General features: G+C 70.1%; 12 protein-coding genes. 4 read left to right on the top strand and 8 right to left on the bottom strand.

What is annotated here, in order from left to right; genetic code table 11:
• Positions 1–217 precede the first annotated feature (217 nt).
• Genes VJ693_RS13075 through VJ693_RS13060 form a run of 4 tightly spaced genes read left to right on the top strand, consistent with a single transcriptional unit; the run spans position 218 to position 4,630 of the window.
• Entirely contained in the window at positions 218–574 is a 357-nt protein-coding gene (locus VJ693_RS13075; RefSeq protein ID WP_324154736.1) for a c-type cytochrome, read from the top strand.
• 32 nt (positions 575–606) lie between these two features.
• Positions 607–1,608 (top strand): DmsE family decaheme c-type cytochrome, encoded by a 1,002-nt coding sequence (locus VJ693_RS13070; RefSeq protein WP_324154734.1) that lies wholly within the window; start codon positions 607–609, stop codon positions 1,606–1,608.
• A 15-nt stretch (positions 1,609–1,623) separates the two neighbouring features.
• Entirely contained in the window at positions 1,624–3,981 is a 2,358-nt protein-coding gene (locus tag VJ693_RS13065) for an MtrB/PioB family decaheme-associated outer membrane protein (RefSeq protein WP_324154732.1), read from the top strand.
• Positions 3,982–4,018: 37 nt separating this feature from the next.
• Positions 4,019–4,630, top strand: coding sequence for a NapC/NirT family cytochrome c (locus tag VJ693_RS13060; RefSeq protein ID WP_324154730.1), 612 nt, complete (start codon positions 4,019–4,021; stop codon positions 4,628–4,630).
• Between the two features lie 24 nt (positions 4,631–4,654).
• On the opposite strand, the gene VJ693_RS13055 is transcribed toward VJ693_RS13060, so the two are convergent.
• The 8 genes from VJ693_RS13055 to VJ693_RS13020 form a co-directional block, all read right to left on the bottom strand.
• Positions 4,655–6,616, bottom strand: a complete 1,962-nt coding sequence (locus VJ693_RS13055) for a hypothetical protein (RefSeq protein ID WP_324154728.1) — start codon at positions 6,614–6,616, stop codon at positions 4,655–4,657.
• Between the two features lie 19 nt (positions 6,617–6,635).
• On the bottom strand, positions 6,636–11,546 hold the full coding sequence (locus VJ693_RS13050) for a hypothetical protein (protein ID WP_324154726.1): 4,911 nt from the start codon (positions 11,544–11,546) through the stop codon (positions 6,636–6,638).
• Positions 11,547–11,568: 22 nt separating this feature from the next.
• The gene (locus VJ693_RS13045; protein ID WP_324154724.1) at positions 11,569–15,219 is read right to left on the bottom strand and encodes a hypothetical protein; all 3,651 of its coding nucleotides are present in this window, start codon (positions 15,217–15,219) and stop codon (positions 11,569–11,571) included.
• A gap of 13 nt (positions 15,220–15,232) precedes the next feature.
• Complete coding sequence (locus VJ693_RS13040; protein ID WP_324154722.1) at positions 15,233–18,553, bottom strand: DUF6603 domain-containing protein; 3,321 nt, start codon at positions 18,551–18,553, stop codon at positions 15,233–15,235.
• 152 nt (positions 18,554–18,705) lie between these two features.
• On the bottom strand, positions 18,706–19,122 hold the full coding sequence (locus VJ693_RS13035) for a GFA family protein (protein ID WP_324154720.1): 417 nt from the start codon (positions 19,120–19,122) through the stop codon (positions 18,706–18,708).
• 27 nt (positions 19,123–19,149) lie between these two features.
• Positions 19,150–19,608: an SRPBCC family protein gene (locus VJ693_RS13030; protein WP_324154718.1), complete on the bottom strand. Its 459-nt coding sequence runs from the start codon at positions 19,606–19,608 to the stop codon at positions 19,150–19,152.
• 2 nt (positions 19,609–19,610) lie between these two features.
• Positions 19,611–19,925, bottom strand: a complete 315-nt coding sequence (locus tag VJ693_RS13025; RefSeq protein WP_324154717.1) for a metalloregulator ArsR/SmtB family transcription factor — start codon at positions 19,923–19,925, stop codon at positions 19,611–19,613.
• 90 nt (positions 19,926–20,015) lie between these two features.
• Positions 20,016–21,094, bottom strand: a 1,079-nt coding sequence (locus VJ693_RS13020; RefSeq protein WP_324154715.1) for an efflux transporter outer membrane subunit, incomplete at its 5' end; no start/stop codon positions are given.

Here is a 21,094-nt window from a genome sequence, read left to right as displayed (position 1 = left end):
GGTCGACCTGGTGCGCTACGCGATCGACCACGGCCTGTTCGACCAGCGCCCGGACTGAGATCGCCGCTGCCCGCCCGAGGCAGCGCCACCGAGCGTCGATCCGATGGCCCATCGGAAATCTCCGAGGGTCACTTTGAGTGGACTCCGATAGCGCCCGCGAAGTGCCGGTCGCAACATGCGTTCGTCCCATCCGGAAACGAACGGCAAGGTAACCACGATGATCCGTCGACTCCCCATGCTCTGCGCGCTGGCCCTGGCCGCCGGCGGCATGCTCTCGGCCCCCGGCACTGCGCTCGCGGTGGATGAAGAAGCGGCCAAGGCGCTGGCGCGCGAGAACAACTGCTTCAAGTGCCACAGCGTGTCGAAGGACAAGGACGGGCCCGCCTACAAGAAGGTCGCCGAGAAGTACCAAGGCAAGCCTGATGCGCAGTCGAGGCTGGTGCAGCACATCACCTCGGGCGAGAAGGCCAAGTTCCCGGATGGCCACGAGGAGGCGCACAAGATCGTCAAGACCAGCCCGGCCAACGACACCGCGCAGATCAACAACCTGATCCAGTGGATCCTCGCCCAGTAGGGCACGGGTACCACCAAAGGAAGGGGCTTCAAGTGCGACTCGTCCTCCGTATTACCCTCGCCGCGGGCCTGATGCTCTCGAGCTGGCTCACGCCGGCCTTTGCGGCCGAACCTCCCGGCGCGGCGGCCACCACCGCAGCAGCCGACGCTGCACGACGCGGTCTGGCCGAAGATGCCAAGTGCACGCGCTGCCATGACGAGAGCGAGTCGATGCCGATTCTCTCGATCTACCAGACGGCGCATGGCGTGCACGGCGACGGCCGCACGCCGACCTGCCAGTCCTGTCACGGCGCCAGCGAGAAGCACCTGGCTGGCAACCAGGGCACGGGCCGTCCGAGGCCCGATGTCGTGTTCAACAAGCACACCTTCCCGGTCTCGGAGGCGGGCGACCGCAGCGCGCCCTGCGCGGCCTGCCACAAGGGCACGCAGCGCAGCCACTGGGAGGGCAGCGCCCACGAAGCCGGCGGCGTCGCCTGCAACGACTGCCACAAGGTGCACGAGCCGCGCGACAAGGTGCGCGAGCGCGTGTCGCAACGTGAGGCCTGCTTCGCCTGCCACAAGGAGCAGCGCGCCGACGTGCACAAGATCTCCACGCACCCCATCGATGCCGGCAAGGTGGCCTGTTCCGACTGCCACAACCCGCATGGATCGACCGGGCCCAAGCTGCTGAAGACGGCGTCGGTGGTGGACACCTGCCTGAGCTGTCACGCCGAGAAGCGCGGCCCCTTCCTGTGGGAGCACCAGCCGGTCAACGAGGACTGCACCGCCTGCCACACGCCGCACGGATCGAACCTGTCGCCGCTGCTCAAGGCCCGGGCGCCGTTCCTGTGCGACGACTGCCACGACGGCCCGCACAACAGCCAGGCGCCGTACGGCCCGGGTGCCGGCGGCCTGCAGAACCCGAACGCCGGGTTCGCCGTGACCAGCAATCGCTCGCCGAACCCGAGCTCCAGCGCCGCCGGCCGCGCGTGCCTGAACTGTCACGCGATGATCCACGGGTCGAACAGCCCGGCTGGCGCCTTCCTGCATCGTTGAACGAGGGAGTCCATGATGTCTGCCCAACGCAACGCGCTTGCCCTGAGGCCGGTGGCACTGGCCGTCCAGGCCGCGATCACCAGCCTGTCCATGTTGTCGCCCGCCGCAAGGGCCGACGACAGCGACGAGGTCAAGGCCCTGGTCCAGCCGACCAACACGGTCGAGATCGGGGTCGGCTACGACACGAAGTCGTCGCCGAAATTCGGGGAATACAGCGGCCTGACCGACCAGGGCGCCGATCTGATCGGCAACCTGGACCTGTCCGGTGGCACTGCCTACGGACTGGGCAGCGGCACCTACCGATACCGGCTGACCGCCACCGACCTCGGCCTGACCTCGCGCCGCATCGATGCGCTGGCCACGGACCAGGGGCGCTGGCGCCTCGGGCTGTCGTTCGATTCGCTGCGGCATTCGTACACCGACACCTACCAGACCCCGCTGGTGGGCAGCATGGGGGGCAACAGCTTCGTGCTGCCGCAGCCCTTCGGTGTCGTCTCGACGGCGTCGGCGCCCACGCCCTACGGCACGCAGAACCTCACCGACACGCAGAAGTCCTTCTTCCACCCGATGGACGTGCACAGTGACCGGCAGACCAGCACCCTCGCCGGCGGCCTCGACTTCAACGAGCGGTTCAACCTTCGGGTGAGCTGGGGCCACGTCGAGCAGGACGGCGCCAAGCTCATGTCCGTGGCCACCGACGGCAACATCGCCGCCCCCGGCAGCACCCCGCCCGACTACAAGCCCGGGCGCGAGGCGATCCTGCTGCTGGCGAACCCGACGGCTTACACGACCGACACCCTGCGCGCCACGCTGAACTGGACGGGCGAACACGGTTTCGCTTCGGTGTCCTATGTCGGCTCGCGCTTCACCGACGGGTACCGGCAGGTCGACTTCTCCAACCCCTACACGAGCGCGGCGACGGTGCCCACCGGCACCTTGCTGGGTGTTCCGTTCCCGCTCGACGCGGTGAGCACCATGCCGGACAACACGTCCAGGCAGTTCGGGCTGACCGGCGGCTACGAGCTGCGGCCCACGACACGTTTCGCGGGCAGCGTGTCGCGCGCCGTGATCACGCAGGACCAGGCCTACGTCAACCTCGACCAGATGCAGGCCGGCGGGCTGCCCCGCAACTCGCTCGACGGTCGCGTGGTGACGACCCATGCCGATCTGAAGATCACCGACCGTTCCATTCCACGGCTGGTGCTGGCCGCCGACCTGAAATACAACGAGCGGGAGAACCGGACCGCGTCGGCGACCTACGGCTTCCTCGACCTGGGCGCCGCGGCGGAATCGTCGGTCAACACGCCGATGAGCCACCGCCGCACGCAGCTGGAGCTCGCCGGCGACTACCGTTGGGCGCCCGGCCAGACGCTGCACCTCGGTTATGAGAACGAAAAGGTCGAGCGCTGGTGCCGCAACGCGGCGGCCAATGCGGCGCAGGGCACCTTGTCCGAGACGAACACCGGCTACTACACGGTGGCGTCGTGCGTGCAGGTCCCCCAGAGCACCGAGGACAAGCTCAACGCACGCTACCGGCAGAACGTCGGCGAGGACGCGCACATGACCCTGGGGCTCGGCTACGGCAAGCGCGATTCGACCGTCAATGCATCGTTCTACAACCCGATGCAGACCAACGACGAGGGCTTCGAGAACTACGGCTACCTCGCGTTCTTCCAGGCGTCGCGCGAGCAGTGGTCGGCCAAGGCCGCGGTCGACTGGCAAGCCACGAAGGCGTTGAGCCTGAGCGCCAGCGCGCGGGCGGTGCGGGATGACTACACCGACTCGGCCCTGGGTGTGCAGCACGGCAACGGTGCCAACGCGAACCTCGATGCCACCTACGAGGTGTCCGACAAGACATCGGTCTCGGCGTTCGCGACCTGGCAACACCGCACTCGCAGCCTGCTCACGGCAAACGGGCGCAATGCCGTGGCGGCACTGACCAACCTGTGGAGCAACCACCTCACCGACGACGCCACGACCGTGGGTGTGTCGGCGCGGCAGGCGGGCCTGGCCGGCGGCCGGCTCCAGCTCAAGGGCGATCTGGTCTATTCACTGGCGACCACCGGCTACGAGACCGTCCTGCATTACGAGGCCGCCTCTTGCACGGCGCCCAGCAACGCCGGCTATTCATGCGGCCCGGTGCCGGACATCCGCAGCCGGCTGCTGCAGCTGAAGCTGGCAGGCGAGTACCTCATCGACAAGCGTTCGGCGCTGACGCTGGGCTACCAGTACCAGAAGCTCTCGGCCGCCGACTACCTCTACAACTTCTACCAGATGGGCTACACCGGCACGACGACCCTGCCCACGAACCAGGCCCTGCCGGACTACACCCAGAACCGGGTGTTCCTGATCTACCGCTACAGCTTCCTGTGAACCGGCCGCCGCGACGGCTTCCCGTGGAAAGACCCGCATGAAAGAGCAAGACACCGGCGATTCGCCCGGCCTGGTGCGTCGCATCTGGGCGGCCCTGCGCCGGCCCAGCACCCGATACTCCTTTGCGGGCATCGCCAGCGTGTTCTTCGTGCTGGGCATCGTCTTCTGGGGTGGGTTCAACACCGGCATGGAGGCCACCAACCAGCTCGAGTTCTGCATCACCTGCCACGAGATGCGCGACAACGTCTACCAGGAATACAAGACGACCGTGCACTACAGCAACCGCACGGGCGTGCGCGCGATCTGCTCCGATTGCCATGTGCCCAAGGACTGGACGCACAAGATCGCCCGCAAGATCCAGGCGAGCGGCGAAGTGTGGGCCAAGCTCACGGGCCGCATCGACACGCGCGAGAAGTTCGAGGCCAACCGCATGCGGATGGCCACCGACGAGTGGGAGCGCATGAAGGCCAACGGCTCGCGCGAGTGCAGGAACTGCCACGACTTCGATGCGATGAGCGGTGATGTGCAGAAGCAGACGGTCTACAAGAAGCACATGAAGGCGCGCGACGACGGACAGACCTGCATCGACTGCCACAAGGGCATCGCGCACCACCTGCCCAAGGAATACCACGACCCCGACGAGGACTGAGCCACCGGCACCAGCCGGCCCCGCTCAGGTGCCGCGCCCGCGCCGGATCACATCGAACCGCAGTTCGCTCGCGCCTTCGCCGCGGCCGGTGGTCTTGCTGCGGCCGATCCACAGCACGGCGCGGCCCTGGGCATCGCGGGCGTAGTTGAAGGCGCGCTTGAGCTCGATGCCGTCGCGCGGCACTTCTTCTTCCTCGAGCCGCAGGTAATCGGTGTCCACCGGGGCGTTCGGGTCCAGGCGCAGCAGCGCGCCGCGCGGGTGGAACATGAAGCCTTGCAGCCGGTTGTCGGGCGGGCCCTGCTCGGGCTTCTCTTCGACGAAGGGCGCGTTGCGCAGGCGATCGATGAAGGCCTTGTAGTCGGCGTTGCGCGGGTCGTTCAGGCGATCGGGCGTGACCTGGTAGTGCTGCGTGACCACGCCGCGCTGCAACTGGATGGACCAGTTGGCCGGGATGGCGCCCGCCTTCTTCACCGGCAGGAAGGGGATCCAGTGCGCCGCCACCGGCGTCTGCAGCGTGTAGTGCAGCGGCGCGCCGCCGGGCGCGGGCACGGCGCCGGGGGGCGGGCGCAGCTGCTGGTTGGTCGACAGGCGGTGCGATTCGAACTTGCGGTCCAGCGGCTCGCCCGAGGTGCCTTGCACGCGCTTCTCGATGCCCCACACCATGTTGGCCATCTCGTCGCGCATCATCAGCACGTGCTCGAGCGGCGCGCCTTCGAGCGCCTTCACGGCCGGGCAGAGGTAGAGGATGTCGTTCAGGCGCGGCCGCGGCACCAGCGGGCTGGCGCCCACGCTCATCTCGTACATCGTCCACTGCGTGCCATTGGGGTTCGTGGCCGGCGGGATCTTTACGGTGATGCCGAAGTTGTCGAGCACGTCGAGCTTGGCCACGCGGTACAGCGCGTTCACCGGCAGCGTGATGGGCAGGGTGAACCAGTCGTTGCCGAAAACGAGCGCGTACTCGATCACCGCGAGCCGCGCCAGGTCGTTCTTGGCCGCGCCGAGCATGCCGAAGCTGACCCGGCCGTCTTCGAACTCCCAATATCGGTCGGCCGGCATGCCGGGGTAGCGGGCAATGGCCGGCATCGGCGGGCGCTTGGGCTCGACCTCGATGAGTTGGACGTTCGGGCCCGCGCCGGCTTCGTCGGCGTTGACCGTGAAGGTGTGCCAGTCGAGCCGGCCGTCGGTGTATTCGTCGGCATCGAGCTTGAGCAGCGGCGCGGTGCCGTCGGCCTGCAGCGAGAAGGCGTATTCCAGCCGCTGCGGGTTCCAGTAGGCGCTCGCGCCGGGCGCGGCGCCTTCGAGCGCGAGCTCGCCGAGCCAGGCGAGCCAGGCCGTGGCCGTGGCGCGAAAGCCGGGCAGTTGCGCGCCGGCCAGGCCCAGGCTGGTGCCGAAGCCATCGAGCGCGGCGTCGTTGCCCACCAGCGGGCGCAGGTCGGCGGCCAGCGCGAAGGCGTCGATGGACTTGCCGTCGAGCAGCGCATTCCACACGAAGCCGGCGTTGTCGGCCGCCGGATCCTGCGGCTTCGAGATGTTGGCGGGGTAGTCGGCCAGCAGCGGGGGCAGGGCGGCGGCGAGGCCGGCGGCGCGCAGCTGGCGCATCAGCTGCTGGCCGGCCTGGGCGTTGAGCTTGGGGTGGGCCTGCAGCACCTGCTCGTGCTCGACCAGCGCCTCGATCGGTGGTGCGCCGGCCAGCGACCGCGCGGGCGCATTGCCGCCGACCAGCGAGGTGACCGGCACGCCCTCGATGCGCAGGCCGGCCTTGATGGGGCTGCCCGCGTCCTCGCCCTGGAACTCGTTGAACTGCCACTGGCGCGCCAGCATCCACAGCGGGTCGGCCACGCGGGCCTGCAGCGCTTCGGTCACGTCGTCGTTGGTCGGCAGCGGCTCCAGCCGCGACCAGGTGGTGGCCGAAGGGTCGGGCTTGGCGATGGCGGCCGAGATGGCCTCGATGCCGAGCGACTTGGCGGAGACTCGATAAACACCCATATCAGACGCCCGTGGGCCCTCACTCGAATGCGGTCAGCGTGCCGGCCGCGATCTTCATGAAACTGTTCTCGCTGGCCTGGCCACCGACCGCGCGCAGCACCGAGAGGTTCTTCTCGAGCATCGCGGCGAAGTCGACCGAGGGCACGTCGCGCTTGAAGTTGTTGGACAAGAAGATGCCCGGCAGCATCAGGCCCAGGCCGGCCAGGTCTTGCGGGCGCACGGCGCGCAGCCGCGCGAGCGACATCGCCTCGTTCACGGTGGCCAGCAGCGCATCGAGCGTCCAGCAATCGGCGTCGGGGTCGGCGGGCACGGCGAGCAGCATGCTCTGCGGCGGCCGCGCGCCCGGCGCGTCGAAATGGAAGCCCAGGCCGGTGGTCTCGTGGTCGGTGGGGATGGTCTCCGACCACTCGTCGATGAACAGGCCCGCCAGCGTGTCGGCCGGTGCCAGCCCGGCCAGCGCGCCCGGTGCATGGGCAACCACGGCGACGGTGCCGCGCAGATCCTGCTTGGGTGCCGGCGGCAGCGCGGCCCAGCGCGCTGCGGCATCACGCGGGAACTGCAGCAGCTTGCAGTCCTGCGGCGTGCCGAATTGCCCCATGGCCTCGGCGGCGGTCAGCACATCGGCCAGCAGCCCGGTGGCCTCGCGCACGCAGCCGAGCTTGGGCAGCCAGCCGCTGATCGCCAGCTCGTCGCCGCCCAGCAGCGAGGCACGGTCGGCCAGCGTGGCCGCGGCATCGGGCGCGTAGGCGCCGAGGTTGAACTGCGGCAGCACCGGGAAGGCCTTGCCGAGGATGGCGGCGATGCGGTCCAGCGCGGCCTGGGCCTGCCGGGCGAGTGGGTCGCCGGCCTGCGGCGGCGGCGCGGCATCGAGCCGGCCCTGCACCTCGGCCAGCAGCGCCTTGGCGCGCGCGTAGGCCAGCTCCAGCGTGTCCGCGGGGCTCACGCGTTCGCCTTCGGCCGAAGCCGCGGCCACGCGCTCGCTCGGCAGCGCGCTGCGCCAGCCCAGCTGGCGCGCCTGGGCCAGCGCGGTGTGCAGGTCGGCGAGCAGCGCGGCGCGCTCGGGCGCATTGGGCGCGAGATCGACGAAGCCTTGTTCGTCCAGCGGCACGGGCGCGATGGCGTCGGCCAGGTCGGCGATGGCGGCGAGCGCCGGCACCTCGGCGGCGTCCAGCCGAGCCTTCAGGTCGGCCAGGTCGACGCCGGCGAACTCGCCGTCGGTCAGGATGGCCTCGGCCTCCACGCCGTCTTCGGCGCGCACCATGTCCATGCGGCGCAGCGGGCGGGCCTTTTCCAGCAGGCGGCGCAGCAGCCAGGCGAAGGATTCGAAAGCGACCAGCCCGAGCTTGCCGTCCCGCGGCGACTCGGCCTGCAGCACCACCGCCTGGCGCTCGGGCACGGCGCCGGGCAGGGCGCGGGCCTGCGCCGACAGCGCCGCGCCAATGCGCTCTTGCACCTCGCTCTGGCCGCTGCCTTGGCGGGCCTCGCTGCCGAGCACCAACGCCAGCGGCGACAGGCCCAGGTCATCCAGGCCCACTTCCAGCGTCTCGCCCGCATCGGCCCAGCCGACGATCCGGGGCGGCTCGGCATCGTCGAGCACGGCGTTCATCAGCTTGGCGCCGAACACGTAGCTCGCCGGGTCGCCCAGCAGGCCGGCGAGCCAGGCGTTCAGGCGCGGCTCCACCTGCGCGGCGAGGTCGTCGTCCGCCACGCCGGCCCATGGGCCCAGGGCGGTGGATTGCAGCGCCACGACCACGCGCTGGGTGTAGCCGCGCGTGCTGTGCGGCGTGTCCATCACGCGGGTGTCGGGCGGGCGCTCCTGCTTGTCCAGCGATTGCATCGCGGCGCCGGCACCGTTCATGTTGCCGCCGGCCACCTGGAACACGCTCTCGGCGATCAGCAGGTCGCTCACCGAATCCATCTGGTCGAGCAGGTCGTCGATGATCTTGGCGACCTTGCCCTGGTCTTCCAGGCTCAGCACCAGCGGCGGGCTGGTGGCGGCGAGCACGGGGCCGATACCTTGGGTTTGGTATTCGTGGATCAGGCGCACGCCATCGATGACGTTGCGCGCCGAGATGGCCTCCTTGGCCTCGTCGCCCGCCTGGTCGCCGGCCGGCATCAGCGGGTAGGCCCGGCGCAGCTCGAGGATGTGCTGCGACAGCGCGGCATCGCGCAGCCCGCGCTCGAAGCGGTAGCCCAGCAGCGCGGCCATCGACTGGCCGTTGGCAATGCCTTCGAGCAGGCGGCGCGCGCGCTTCACGCGGTGCGAGCGTAGGTCGAGATCGAACGCGCCGGCGGCGGCCTGCCGGTTCGCGACGTGGGCGCTGCGCAGGATGGCCGCCGTGGCCGCCTGCTGCAGCGAGGGCGCGTGCACGTAGCCGTAGCTGTCGGCGGCCTGGTCGGCCGGGCGCACGGAATCAGGCAGCAGATCCTCGACCACGCCGAAGGCGCCGATGTGCAGGCCCTCGGGCGCGGCCTCGCGCATCTCGTCGAGCCGCTTGGTGGCCAGCGCGGTGATCCAGGCGTCGAGCCGGTGGGCGTACAGATCGAGCGTGGTGCGGAACGCATGGCCCAGCTCGCCGGCGGTGCGGTCCTTGAGGTAATCGAGGCTGTCGCTGAACTTGGCGATGTTCTGCAACTGCTCGGGCCAGTTGATGGCGAGCTGGCCGAAGTGGCTGCCGATGTAGGCCTCGACCGTGGGGGCATCGCCGATGGTGCCTTCGAGCTTGAGGCCGAGCACCGCGTTGGCGTGGCCGAGGTCGAACTGGTCGCCCATGGTGGTGGCCACGTCGACGCCGATGTACTCGGCCGGGCGCAGGCGGGTGGCCTCGGCCTTCAGCGCGGCGCTGAGCGTGGTGCGCTCCAGCACGTGCTTCAAGAAGAGGCCCCGGCCGGACTGCAGCATCTCTTCGTCGGCGGCGAAGGCCAGCATCGCGGCGAGCAGCGAATCGGCATCCTGCATCGCGGTGATCTGGGCGCGCACCTGGGCGCTGGGCTGCGACAGCAGTTGCAGCAGCTGGGCGATGTAGTTGGGCGTGAGCGTGCGCTCGGCCGGCAGCTCCTGCTGGGGGTGATCGGGGTCGCGCTGCACCCAGGGCACGGCATCGAGCGAATGCGGCTTGGGCCGCACCGCGCAGGTGGCGAGGAAGGGCGCCTGGGTGGAGAAGGGCTGCTTGCCGAGCAGGCTTTGCACCAGCAGCGTGAGGAACAGGCCCTGCCAGGCGGCGAAGGGCTCGATGTCGGGGTAGTTCTTCACCGCGGCCGGGCCGGCCACCTGCCAGAAGCGCTTGGCCTGTGCCCAGGGCTGCATCGCGAGCACCTGGTGCAGGCTCTCGGCCTTCGGGTCGCGCAGCGTGGGCACGGTGCCCTGCGCCAGCTCCCAGTGGCTGCGGAACCAGGTGATGGCCTCCAGCAGCTCGCGCTCGAGCGCCGAGTTGGCCTTGGGCTGGTAGCCGCGCGCGCAGACGGGCAGCAAGCCGTAGGGCGTCTTGCCCACGCGCAGGGCCGACAAGGGGCCGCTCGGGCGCAGGAAGCGCACGCCGAAGGCGCGCAGCTGCTCGATCGCCGAATCCTCGATCAGGGTCTGGCCGCTGTCGATCGGGTTCCAGAAGAAGCGCAGCGTGTAGCCCAGCGTGGCGTTCCACAGCGCGTTGAGCATGTGGCCCGCGCTGGCGCCTTCGAGCAGCGTGGCGCCGGGCACCAGGCCGGCATCGAAGCCCGAGGGCGGCAGGCCGAGCAGCAGCTGCATGCGGGCGCCGGCGCTGGCCAGCTCGTCGGCCACGGCCTGCGAGTTGGCGGCGGCCTGGGCCGGGTCCAGCGCTTCGACCACGTCGGCGCCATTGGCCGTGAAGCCGGCGCGCGTGGCGGCGGTGTTGTTGGTCGGCGTGCCCTGCGCGACGAATTTCAGCCCGTCGGCATGCAGGTGGTTGTCGAACAGCGAGGCCACCAGCGCGGCGGCGCCGTCGGGCGTCTGCGTCCAGTCGACGCCCAGCACCACCAGGCGCTCGACACCGTGCGTCATCAGCGCGCCGGCCTTCAGGTCGGCCTGGGTGATGGTGATGCCCATGCCGGCGGCGACCGCCGCGGGGTAGTCGACCATCCAGGCGCGGTCGTCGGCGAAGGGGTCGAAGGTGTCCGGGTCCTGCCCTTCGGCCAGCAGCGGGTCGAACAGCGGCGACAGCGCGAGCTGGTCGGCGACGGGGGCGCCCCACTTGCGGAAGATCTCCTGCCCGCCGCGCAGGCCGATGGCGACGAAGCGGTTGGGCAGCACCTGCGCGTACACCTGCTGCGAGCCGGGGGCCGACTGCGGGATCGCGGCATCGTCGAACACCGGCGCTTCGTCGGCGCCGATCTGCACCACGTTGGTGGGCGTGGTGGCCTGCACCACATAGGCCGCGCGCTGCGGGCCGAACAGCCGTGCGATCTGCAGCCAGGGCGATGGGGCGTCGTCCGGCACGGCGAAGCGCTGCGTCCAGTAGCGCTTGCCCTCGTCGATCTCGTTGGGCGTGAGCCCGGGGTCGTGGGTGAAGCCGTGCAGGCTGTCGGGGTAGAGGCGGATCATCAACTGCGTGGTCGCATCGTCGTAGCGCGTCTGGATGGCCACCGGCATCAGCAGCACCGGGTGGCTCGCATCGAGCGCCTGCACCATGTCGGCCGGGTCGCGGCCCGTGCGCAACTCCTCGGCCAGGTTGCGGATCGAGGTCAGCGAGGCGCGGGCATTCTTCTCGGTGCCGCGCGCCGCCTCGGCCAGCCGCGCCACGGCCTGCTCCTGCTGCACCAGGGTGCGCGCATCGGCACCGGCGCGGCGCAGGCGCTGCAGCTCGGCGTTGGCCTGCGCATGCTGCGCGCTGACGCTGCGCTGTTCACCGCGTTGCTTGGCCAGGCCCGCGCGGGCCTCGCCGATGGCGGCCAGGTTCAGGGGAAGAAGTGGCATGTCATCGGCTCCACAGGTTGCTTCATGTCGCGAGGTCGTTGCCGAGGTAGTAGGCGCGGAAGGGCTGCTGCAGCAGGGCCTTGGCGATGTCGGCGGCGGTCGCGTTGGCCGCCAGCGCGGGGAAGTCGGCGAAGGGCTGGTTCGGCGGGTTGATGACCTGCGCGATGCTGAAGTTCAGCCCCTCCTGCACCTGCAGGTGCGACCACGACAAGGCCTTGTAGGCGTTGTAGCCGCTGGCCAGCCGCGCGTTGCCGGGCGTGGCCATCTCGATCAGTGCCGACTTCAGGGCCGAGCGCTGCAGCGGCTTGGCCCCCTGCGGCTGGCCCGGCACCGGCACGTCGACATCGAAGCCGAAGCGCGGCTCGGTCATCTGCTCTTCGAGCACGAAGCACCACTGGCCGACGTCTTCCTTGTCGATGTCGAAGCCGAAGAAGGTGATGTCTGGCGGGATCACGCCCTGGAACACCGGCTGCTGGATGTCGACCGGCGCCGCGCCGCCGTCGGGCGTCTTCTTCAGCTGCGTGTGGTCGGGGTTGTTCGGGTCGGGGCTGGCGGGCGTGGTGCGCTTGCGCCAGGCGTAGACGGCCGTGTTGGGGTAGCGCCGCAGCAGCTGGCCGCGCACCAGCAGGGCCACGCGGTTCGGGTCGGTGAGGTTCGGGTCGTCGCGCAGGCCCAGCGGCTGCGCGTTCCACAGGTGCATGGGCTCCATGTCGTCCTGCCGCTGGCGCCAGAAGCGCTGGAACGGCGTGCCGCGCAGGTCGGTGGGGAAGCCGCGCCACAGCAGCTCGCGGTTCATCTCGTGGTTGGCGCCGGCCATCACCGCATCGATGAAGAACTGGTTCACCTGCACCAGCATGATCAGGTCTTGCGGCAGGTCGTCCACCCCCGGCATGAAGGCATTGCGGTCGTACGCGACGAGGTCGGCATACAGCGCCTTGTGCAGGTGCGGCCAGGCCATCACGCGGTCGAACAGCGCGGGGATCATGAAGCGCAGGTCGGCCGTGGCGCTGCTGCCGAGGTAGCGCGCGACATGCGGCGTGCTCTTGCCCAGCGCCGCCTGCGCGACCGACACCGTCGAGGCCAGGCGCAGGGGCAGCGTCAGCGCCGGGTCGGTGCGGGCGCGCACGATCTCGGCTGCTTGCGCGATCGGGAAATCGATCACCTGCACCTCGACGCGCCGTGCCACGAAGGCATCGCGCCAGGTCGATTGCACGCCGCGCGTGGCGCTGGAGAAGCGGTTGAGCACCTCGCGCTGGCGGATGGCCGGCGGCAGTGTGATGCTCACCACCGGCGGCGACTCGCCGCCGGTGCGGGCGCGCTCGAACTCGAGGTTGGCATCGAGCGTGAAGCTCGGTGTCTCTTCGCCGATCTCCGAGACCAGTGCATTGGGCGGCAGCGTCGCGATCAGCGCGCCGGCGCTGAAGGTGCGCGAGGTGTCGATGGCCACCTGGCCGAGCTGGATGCCGGCGAGCCCGGCGATGGCTTTCGCCGCCCGGGTCTTGCCGGTCAGTGGCATGGCGCGGCGGGTCTTGTCGAAGCGGCCGGTGACGCGGTCGATCGTGAAGCGGCCGCTGCGGGCGTCCAGCCGCATCGCGCTGACCTGCAGTTGCGCGGTGGCCGTGGTCGATTCGACGAGGAAGCCCTCGATGCCACGCTGGCCCAGCGCCTCGACCTGCGAGGCGACCAGGCCCCAGTCGCTGGCCTTCACGGCCGCCGCGCTGGAGGCCAGCGCGCCGAAGCGGCCCACGTGCAGGTCGGTGAACACGCCCAGGTGCTGGCCGACGCGGATCATCAGCTCCGGCACGCCCTTGGAGGCCAACGTTCGCCTGGCGACGTTGCCTCGGTCCAGCGTCTGCCTGACCTGGCCGACAGTGTAGGCGGCGCCGGGCAGCCCGACGCCGGACAGATCGACCCGCGAGCCGGCCTCGCCGCTCAGCCCGACGCCATCGAACATCTTGGTGCCGACGATGCCGTCGGGCATGAAGGCGTTCACCGCGAACGCGGCGGGTTTGGCGGTGGCCTTGGCCATGGTCGAGAGGTAGCTCGTCGCGATGGCAGGCAATGCCTCGGTCGTCTTGTTGAGCCGGGCCGCCACGCGCAGCGCGCGGTTGGCGGGGCTGGCCACGCGGCGCAGCGCGGCGTCCATCAGCGCGGTGGGCATGCTCGAGCGGGCGAGCCGGCCGCCGAGCGAGGCGACCTCGCCGTTGATGCGGAATGTCTGCGCCGCGGAGCCGTAGGCCTCGATACGCGGCAGCGCCGGGCCGAACACCTGCATCAACCGCTCCGGCGGCAGCACATCGAAGTGCTTGCGCTTGAGCGCGCCCAGCGCCTCGATGGCCAGGCGCGTGAGGTTGAACTTCATCTCGGCGGCGAGGATGTCGCCGATCTGGCCCCAGCAGGCGTCGACGTAGTCTTCCTGGTTCTTGCGCACCACCTCGGCGCCGTAGCCGGCCGCGCCGCGGTAGCGCGGGTTCAGGTTCAGATCGGCCAGCCAGTGCGCGCCCAGCTTGGGCGTGCCCGCGGGCCCCATGCCGGGGCGGAAGACCTGGTGCTTCTTCGCATGCCAGCCGCCCACCATCGGCGGCTTGACCTCGATGCGCCGGCCCTCGGCGTTGTTGGCACCGTCGCCCACCGGGTTCACGACCTGGTCCTGCGGCGTGTTGACGATGATCTCCAGGCTCTCGGCCTGGGTGTCGTGCGGCAGCGCGCCGGGGTCGAAGCTGATCGGGACCAGCGCGCCTTCCATGGTGGTCTGCAGGCCCGGCGTGGCGCCGTTGAGCAGGTCGTCGACCGACATCGGGATGGTGCCGACCGCGGCGAGCTGTGCTTCGAGCGGCGTGCCCTGGTAGGAGCCCGGCGTGCGCAGGCGCCGCGCCAGCGATTCGAAGTCGCCCTTGGGGCTGGTCGAGAACTCCCAGTGGTAGTAGACGGGCAGCACCACGTCGGCCTGGACCGCCTTGTTCCAGGCCGGGGCGAGCGTGGTCATCGCGGGGGCGTTCTCGTCGGCGACCAGGCCCAGGCCGCGCAGCCGGCCGGGCTCGAAGGCGGGCACCACGCAGGCCACGTAATCGCAGCGCTCCCTCAGCCGCCGCGGGCAGACCAGCCGCGAGATGTTGCTCGCCGGCTTGCCCTGCAGATCGGCCTGGATCTGCGCGGCGTTGTCGTTGACGAGCTGCGAATGCGCCCAGGACCACGAATCGGCGAGGTCAGGCAGCTCGGCCGCCACATCGGCCGCCTTGATGCGCACCGAGGGCAGCAGCGCGCCGGGTGCCATGCGCGGGCGGCCGGTCTTGGCCACCTCCAGCACCACCAGCACCAGCCAGGGCCGCAGCCGGCGGTCGCCCTGCGCCTTGGCGGGGGTGAGCATCCACACGAAGTCGGGCGGGTCGAAATCGACGATGGCCAGGTAGTTGGGCTCGAAGTTGCGCGCCTCGGGCTTCGGGTCGGTGCGGATCACCAGCCGCGTGTCGATGCCGATCACGTCGCCCGGGCCGTGCAAACGCAGCGACAGCGGCGCGATCGCCTCGCCATCGTGCGGCGCCGCGAGCTGCACGCCGACGCTGGCTTCGCCGCGCGCGGCAAGCGCATTGCCCACGCCCAGGTTGTCTTCGGTGTCCAGCGCCACGGCGAGGCCGCGCCGCACCCAGGGCAGGAACTGGTAGGCCACAGGCATGTTCAGGTCCTTCCTAGAACGACATCTCGAAAGCTTCGACCACCTGGGCGGCGGGGCCGGCGGCGGCCGCCGCGTCCTGCGCATGCCAGAACGACTGCGCGGCCCGGCCGGCGAGCGCCGACGCGGCCATCGTGCCGGTGCCGGCGTCGAGCACCTTCAGCGGCGGCGGGTCGACCTTCAGCTTCACCTCGGCCTCGGGCTTCAGCAGCGCCTTGTTGCGCAGCGCCGAGCGGCCGGCCGCGCCGGTGTCGAGCGCCCAGGCCATGTGCGAGGCCAGCGTGAGGCCGGCGGCCACGAGCAACGTCGGCTCGGCGGGCGTCGAGAGGTTGACCTCTTCGTAGTCGAAGCGATCGGCCACCGCGGCGCCGAACAGGTAGTCGTTCTGGCCGACCTCGAAGCCCGACTCGAAGCGGTCGAACGAGGGCTTGCCCAGCAGCTCGTCTTCATTGAGGTCGACGAACTGCGCGATGGGGAAGTTGTCGTCGAGCCGGCGGTCGGCCGGCTTGGTGATGGCGCCGAAGCTCAGGTCGGCGATGGCGATCTGCTTCTCGCCTTCGATGCTGTCGGAGCCGAGCTTGGTCAGCGCCTTGGCCAGCGGCATGCGCTTCTGCACGAACTGCAGCAGGCCGTTGGGGTGGGCCAGCAGCCCCGGTGCCGGCGGCAGCTTGATGAGCGTGACGAAGCCGTCGTTGGCCACCGGCAGCACGGCCGCCCAGTTGACCGGCGTGCCCTTGTCGTCGGCGGCTTCCAGCTCCTTGCGCAGCTCGTCGACCAGGCGCAGCGTGCGCACCGGCGTGGCACGGTCTTCGCCCCAGCTCTCGTCGACGTGGAAGTGGAAGTCCGGCAGCGGCCATGGCGTGTGGACGGTCGCCTTGCCGACGATGTGCCAGCGCCCCGGGCCGGCCAGCATGCCGTAGATGTCGACGCTGGCAAAGTCGATCTCGAACACCTCGACGCCGGCCCAGACGTGGATGTCGACCTCGAAGCGGAACTTCGGGACGATGTAGATGATGGCGTCGAACTCGAAGCCGCCCTCGAACGACGCGATGCCCACGTCGCCCCACACCCGCATCGACGAGCCGCCTTGCACCGTGGCCGAGGTGACCGCGAAGTAGCCCTCGAAGCGCATGCCGACGATGCCGATCGAGAACTCGGCGCCCACGCGCTGGAACGGCGCGGGGATGTCGGGCGGGATGTCGGTGAAGCGCGGGTGGAAGCCGCCGGCGCTGATCAGGAAGCTCGGCCGGTCACCGAACAGCGCGCGGAAGGCGAACTGGCCGGTCAGCGAGATGAACAGCACGCGCGAGTCGCGCAGCAGGCCGTCGAACCAGACCTTGAACGGATCGAACACCACGCCGCCGGCGATGTCCATCTGCAGGTACAGCAGGGCCAGCGATTTGTCGACCAGCGGCGGCAGCTGCACGATCACCTGGCCGACGATCACGAGCTGGCTCGCCTCGATCAGCACGCCCAGCCGCGCGGTGACCAGGCTCGGTGTGCCCCAGCCCAGCTCCAGCATCGGCCCGATCACGAAGCCGCCGGGGCTGAACGGGAAGATGGTGCGCAGCTGGTTGATGATCTGCGGCGCGTTGGCGATCGGGTTCTGCGGGAACAGGAAGCTGTCGAGCGAGCCGGTTGACAGCCCCGAGCTCAGCGCCTGCGTGTCGGTCGTGTGCTGCACGCCCAGCAGGCCGCCGATGCCGGTCATCGTGAAGCCGAAGCCGAGCTGGATGGGCGGCAACTGGGCGGTGATGATCAGCAGCAGCGACCAGCCGCCCGGGTTCTTCGTCGACAGCAGGCCGATCGCCTTGACGCCGATCTGCATCAGCTTGATGTCGAGGACGCCGCCGTACTCACCGCGATCGGGGTCGAACAGCAGGAAGCCGCCGCCCTTGACGACACCGGCATCGATCGACAGCCCCGCGCCCGATGGCGGCTTGAGGCCCCATTGCGCCAGCGGGTTGGCCCCACCCCCGCCGAGCATGTTGGCCAGGTTGAGCTTGGTGCCCAGCCGGTCGATGGAGCCGGCGAAGGGGCCGATGGCGACCTGGAACGAGCCGGCGATCTCGATGTCGATCTGGTTCAGGTCGTCGCCCTTGATCAGGTCGAAGTAGAGGAAGGGGATCTGGACGGGGCTGTTCGGGATCTTCTCGAGCGGGATGGTGGCCTTCAGGCCGGTGCCGTCTTTCAGGCGCAGGCCGGCCGAATCGGCAATCAGGCCGAAGGTGAGCTTCACCTCGATCGCATCGCCCATCACGGCGGACAGCAGCGAGTCGTCGCCGATCTTCAGCACCAGCTTGCTGTCCTTGAGGTCGAACTCCACCTGCGGCGACGCCTTCTTCAGCACGATGCCGCCCGACAGCTCGCCGATCGAGAAGTGGGTCCCGCTGGTCGAGCCCAGCACCAGCGGGCTGGCGCTGCTCTTGCGCGCGAAGCGGATGCCGATGTCCAGGTCGCCGTTGAAGTTCGGCTTGGGGATCGATGCCGGCAGCGGCACCAGCGGCGGCACCTTGATCGACGCGCGCAGGCTGGCGCCGGTGGAGAACTGCAGCTCGAAGGCGTCGCCCACGGCGGCCTGTGTGCCGAGGGTGCTCGCCAGCTCGGCGAACAGCTTGGTCTCGCCGTCGCTGATGAGGCCCAGCTTGAGGTCGAGCTTCTTGCTGCCGTCATCGCTGCGCGCGAGGCTGAAGCTCTTGTGCTGTTCGACCGGCGGCAGGTCGATGACCTGGTTCGCCGGCAGCTGGGGCAGGCCGGGCGCGTCGAACGAACGATCGAGCAGGGTGCCGACGGCCATGATGGCCAGCCCCAGGACCATCTGCGGCTCGGCGACCTGCGCATCGCTGAGCCCCGGGTCGTTCTTCAGCAACAGCACCAGCTTGCGCGCCGGCGGCTTGTCGTCGGCCTCGTCGGCATCACCGGACAGGATCAGCAGCAGCTTGGCGATCGAGTAGGCGGATGGCGGCTTGCCGGGATCCGCCCCGATCAGGCGGTCGATCTGCTGGATGACCTTGGACAGCTCGCCCAGGCCGATGCTGCCGTCGCCGATGGCGGCCAGCACCTCGCCCAGCGTGCGCAGGGCCGCCAGCGTCTCGCCGGTGACCATGGCCGCGATGGCCAGCGATTGCGCCTCGGCGCGTGTGGCGGCGAAGGCACTCGGGTCGATCGTCGCTTCGGTCTTGTCCAGCTCCAGGCCGAGCTTGGTGCGCAGGATGCTCGTCAGCTCGGCCGAGAGGTTGACCGGGGGGCTGGACGGCAAGTCGCCCTGCAGCCGGTCGACCGCGCCCTTGAACCACCTGAACGCACGCAGGAAGACCTTGTCCGAAGTGCCCGCCATGTGCCGCCTCCGTGCCGGATTTCGGCGTGGCAACAGGCCACGCCGTTGGCGCATGACGGGACTTCCTGGCCACACCCCAAGCGGGGCAGCCTAGTCCCGGCACCGGGGGCGACAAACCCCTACGTCTAGGGAAAAGTTGTGTCTGGGCGTCCCTAGCCGGTCGGCATTCGCTCGAATGCCTGCAACGAAGGATCGATGGTGTCCCACGCCAGCCCGCGGACGCTGTAGGTCAGGGCCTGCGGCACGAAGCGGCCCGGCTCGTCCAGGCTGGCCGCAGGGACCGCGATCAGGTCCGGCATCGCGGCAAAGCGCAGGTAGACCGGCGTTCCGCAGACGGGGCAGAAGGCGTGGATCTTCACGTTGCCGCTGTCTCCCGCAACCTCCCAGTGCGCCGCCTGGCCGGTGATCGCCATCTCGGCCCGGGCGGGAAAGGTCAGCCAGGAGCCGTGCCCGGTGCCGCTTCGCCGTTGGCAATCGCGGCACTGGCAGTGATTCTGGAAGACCGGCGCGTGCCCGGTCGCGTAGCGGATCGCACCGCACGCGCATCCGCCGGTGTAGGGCTGGGTCATGAACGACTCCTGGTTCAGGTCGACGAATCAGGCCACCTTGGGCTTGGCGAAGACATCGATGCCCTGCCCCGTTTCGAGCAGGGACTTCAGGCTGGAAAGAACGATCGGCCAGCCCTGCTGGATGCCCTTGGCCATTCCGCTGCCGGCCTCGAGCTCGTCGTGGGTGACGGTCAGGCGAACCATCCCCTCGTACGCCGCGATGTCGAAGCTCACGCGGCTGGTGCTGGCCGGATCGGCGGCCTGCGAGGGGTTCGCCCAGGTGATGACCAGGCGCGTCGGCGGCGAGACCTCGACCACCTTGCCGACCAACTGGACCGTACGCTGCTCGTCGGCGCGCACGTGCTGCCAGGCCGACCCGGGCTGCCAGTCGGAGACGTTCTCGTGGCCCCAGTAGCGCCGCGCGATCTCGGGTTTCGTGATGGCCTCGAACACCCTTTCCGGCGTGGAGCGGATGTAGGTCACGTAGACGAAGCTCGTCTTCTTCATCGTCACTCTCCTTCGAGTTCCTGCTTCAGGTCGTGCAGCAGGCTGAGCCGCTGGCGTTCGAACTTGCGCACCCACCGCTCGTAGACCTCGTGCAGCGGCACCGGGTTGATGAAATGCAGCTTCTCCCGGCCGCGCCGGACGGTGCTCACCAGATTGGCCGCCTCGAGGATCCCGATGTGCTGGGTGGCCGATTGCCGCGCCATCTCCAGGTGCTCGCAGAGCTGGCCCAGCGTCTGCCCGTTGTGCTCGCACAGCAGGTCGAGCAGCCTTCTGCGTGTCGGGTCGCCCAGCGCCTTGAAAACCTTGTCCGCGTCCATCCGTCGTGTTTGTGCGTGCCGAGATGATATGCAGGTAAATACCTGCATGTCAAGCGCCGCCTTGGCCGGCGCCTTGCCGGCGAGGGCCCGCTACTCGGCCGCCTTTCCGCTCCCCGGCGGGGCCCAGACGACGGCACTGGGCGCCTCCACCACGATGTCCTGCGCGGCGATGGGCGCGGGCTTGTCTGCCTCCCACCCACCGCCGAGGGCGCGCACCAACCCCACGCTGGCCTGGTACTGCGCCGCGCGCACCTGCAGCGCCTGGCGCCGGCTGGCCAGCTCGCTGCGCTGCGTATCGAGCAGCTCGAGCTGGCTGACCAGGCCGTTGCGGTAGCGCGAGTCGGACAGGGCGGTCGCGCGGCTGGCCGATTCGACTGCCTGCCCCACCACGCCGGCCTGCTCCTGCAGCAGGCGCAGCGCGGCCAGCTCATCCTCCACGTCGCGGAAGGCGACGAGGACCTGCTCGCGGTAGTCCGCCGCCGCCGCGTCCAGCGTGGCGGCGGCGCCGCGCACGGTGGCGTCGCGCCGGCCGCCGTCGAACAGCGGCAGCGAGAGCAGGGCGCCCACGCCCCAGGCGCGGGCCGACCACTTGAACAGGTCGCCCAGGTCGGTCGAGGCGTAACCGCCGCTGGCGGTGAGCGAGAGGTCGGGGAACCAGGCCGCCCGCGCAAGCCCCAAGCGCGCCTGCGCTGCCTCGAAGCTCTTCTGCGCCGCAGCCACATCGGGCCGGCGCGTCAGCACCGTGGCCGGCACGCCCGGGGGGACCTGCGGCGGCGCGCTGGCCCACTCGGCCTCGGCCACGCCGAAGCCCGAGGCCACCTCGCCGACCAGCACGGCCAGCGCGTGTTCCAGCGTGGCGCGCTGCCGGTCGAGCGACAGCGCCTGCGAGCGGGTCGAGGCGAGCTCGGTGCGGGCGCGGGCCAGGTCCAGCTCGGCGATGTCGCCGGCGCGGTAGCGCCGCTCGACGAGGTTCGCGGTCTCCTCGTGCGCGGCGACGGTCTGCCGCACGAGGCGGCGCTCGGCATCGAGTGCGCGCAGCGCGAAGTAGGTCTGCGCGACCTGCGCCTGCACCATCAGCCGCGTGCTCTGCAGCAGCGCTTTGCTGGCCTGGGCATCCAGCCGCGCGGCATCGCTGGCCCGGGCCAGGCGGCCGAACAGGTCGAGCTCGT

The sequence above is a fragment of the Ideonella sp. genome (assembly GCF_035254525.1).
Lineage (GTDB): Bacteria > Pseudomonadota > Gammaproteobacteria > Burkholderiales > Burkholderiaceae_C > Ideonella.
This window is presented reverse-complemented; position numbering and strand designations above follow the sequence as displayed.

Coding starts and splice junctions, on each gene's coding strand:
- VJ693_RS13075 (WP_324154736.1), top strand. CDS start 218: ATGATCCGTCGACTCCCCATGCTCTGCGCGCTGGCCCTGGCCGCCGGC.
- VJ693_RS13065 (WP_324154732.1), top strand. CDS start 1,624: ATGTCTGCCCAACGCAACGCGCTTGCCCTGAGGCCGGTGGCACTGGCC.
- VJ693_RS13060 (WP_324154730.1), top strand. CDS start 4,019: ATGAAAGAGCAAGACACCGGCGATTCGCCCGGCCTGGTGCGTCGCATC.
- VJ693_RS13055 (WP_324154728.1), bottom strand. CDS start 6,616: ATGGGTGTTTATCGAGTCTCCGCCAAGTCGCTCGGCATCGAGGCCATC.
- VJ693_RS13050 (WP_324154726.1), bottom strand. CDS start 11,546: ATGCCACTTCTTCCCCTGAACCTGGCCGCCATCGGCGAGGCCCGCGCG.
- VJ693_RS13045 (WP_324154724.1), bottom strand. CDS start 15,219: ATGCCTGTGGCCTACCAGTTCCTGCCCTGGGTGCGGCGCGGCCTCGCC.
- VJ693_RS13040 (WP_324154722.1), bottom strand. CDS start 18,553: ATGGCGGGCACTTCGGACAAGGTCTTCCTGCGTGCGTTCAGGTGGTTC.
- VJ693_RS13035 (WP_324154720.1), bottom strand. CDS start 19,122: ATGACCCAGCCCTACACCGGCGGATGCGCGTGCGGTGCGATCCGCTAC.
- VJ693_RS13030 (WP_324154718.1), bottom strand. CDS start 19,608: ATGAAGAAGACGAGCTTCGTCTACGTGACCTACATCCGCTCCACGCCG.
- VJ693_RS13025 (WP_324154717.1), bottom strand. CDS start 19,925: ATGGACGCGGACAAGGTTTTCAAGGCGCTGGGCGACCCGACACGCAGA.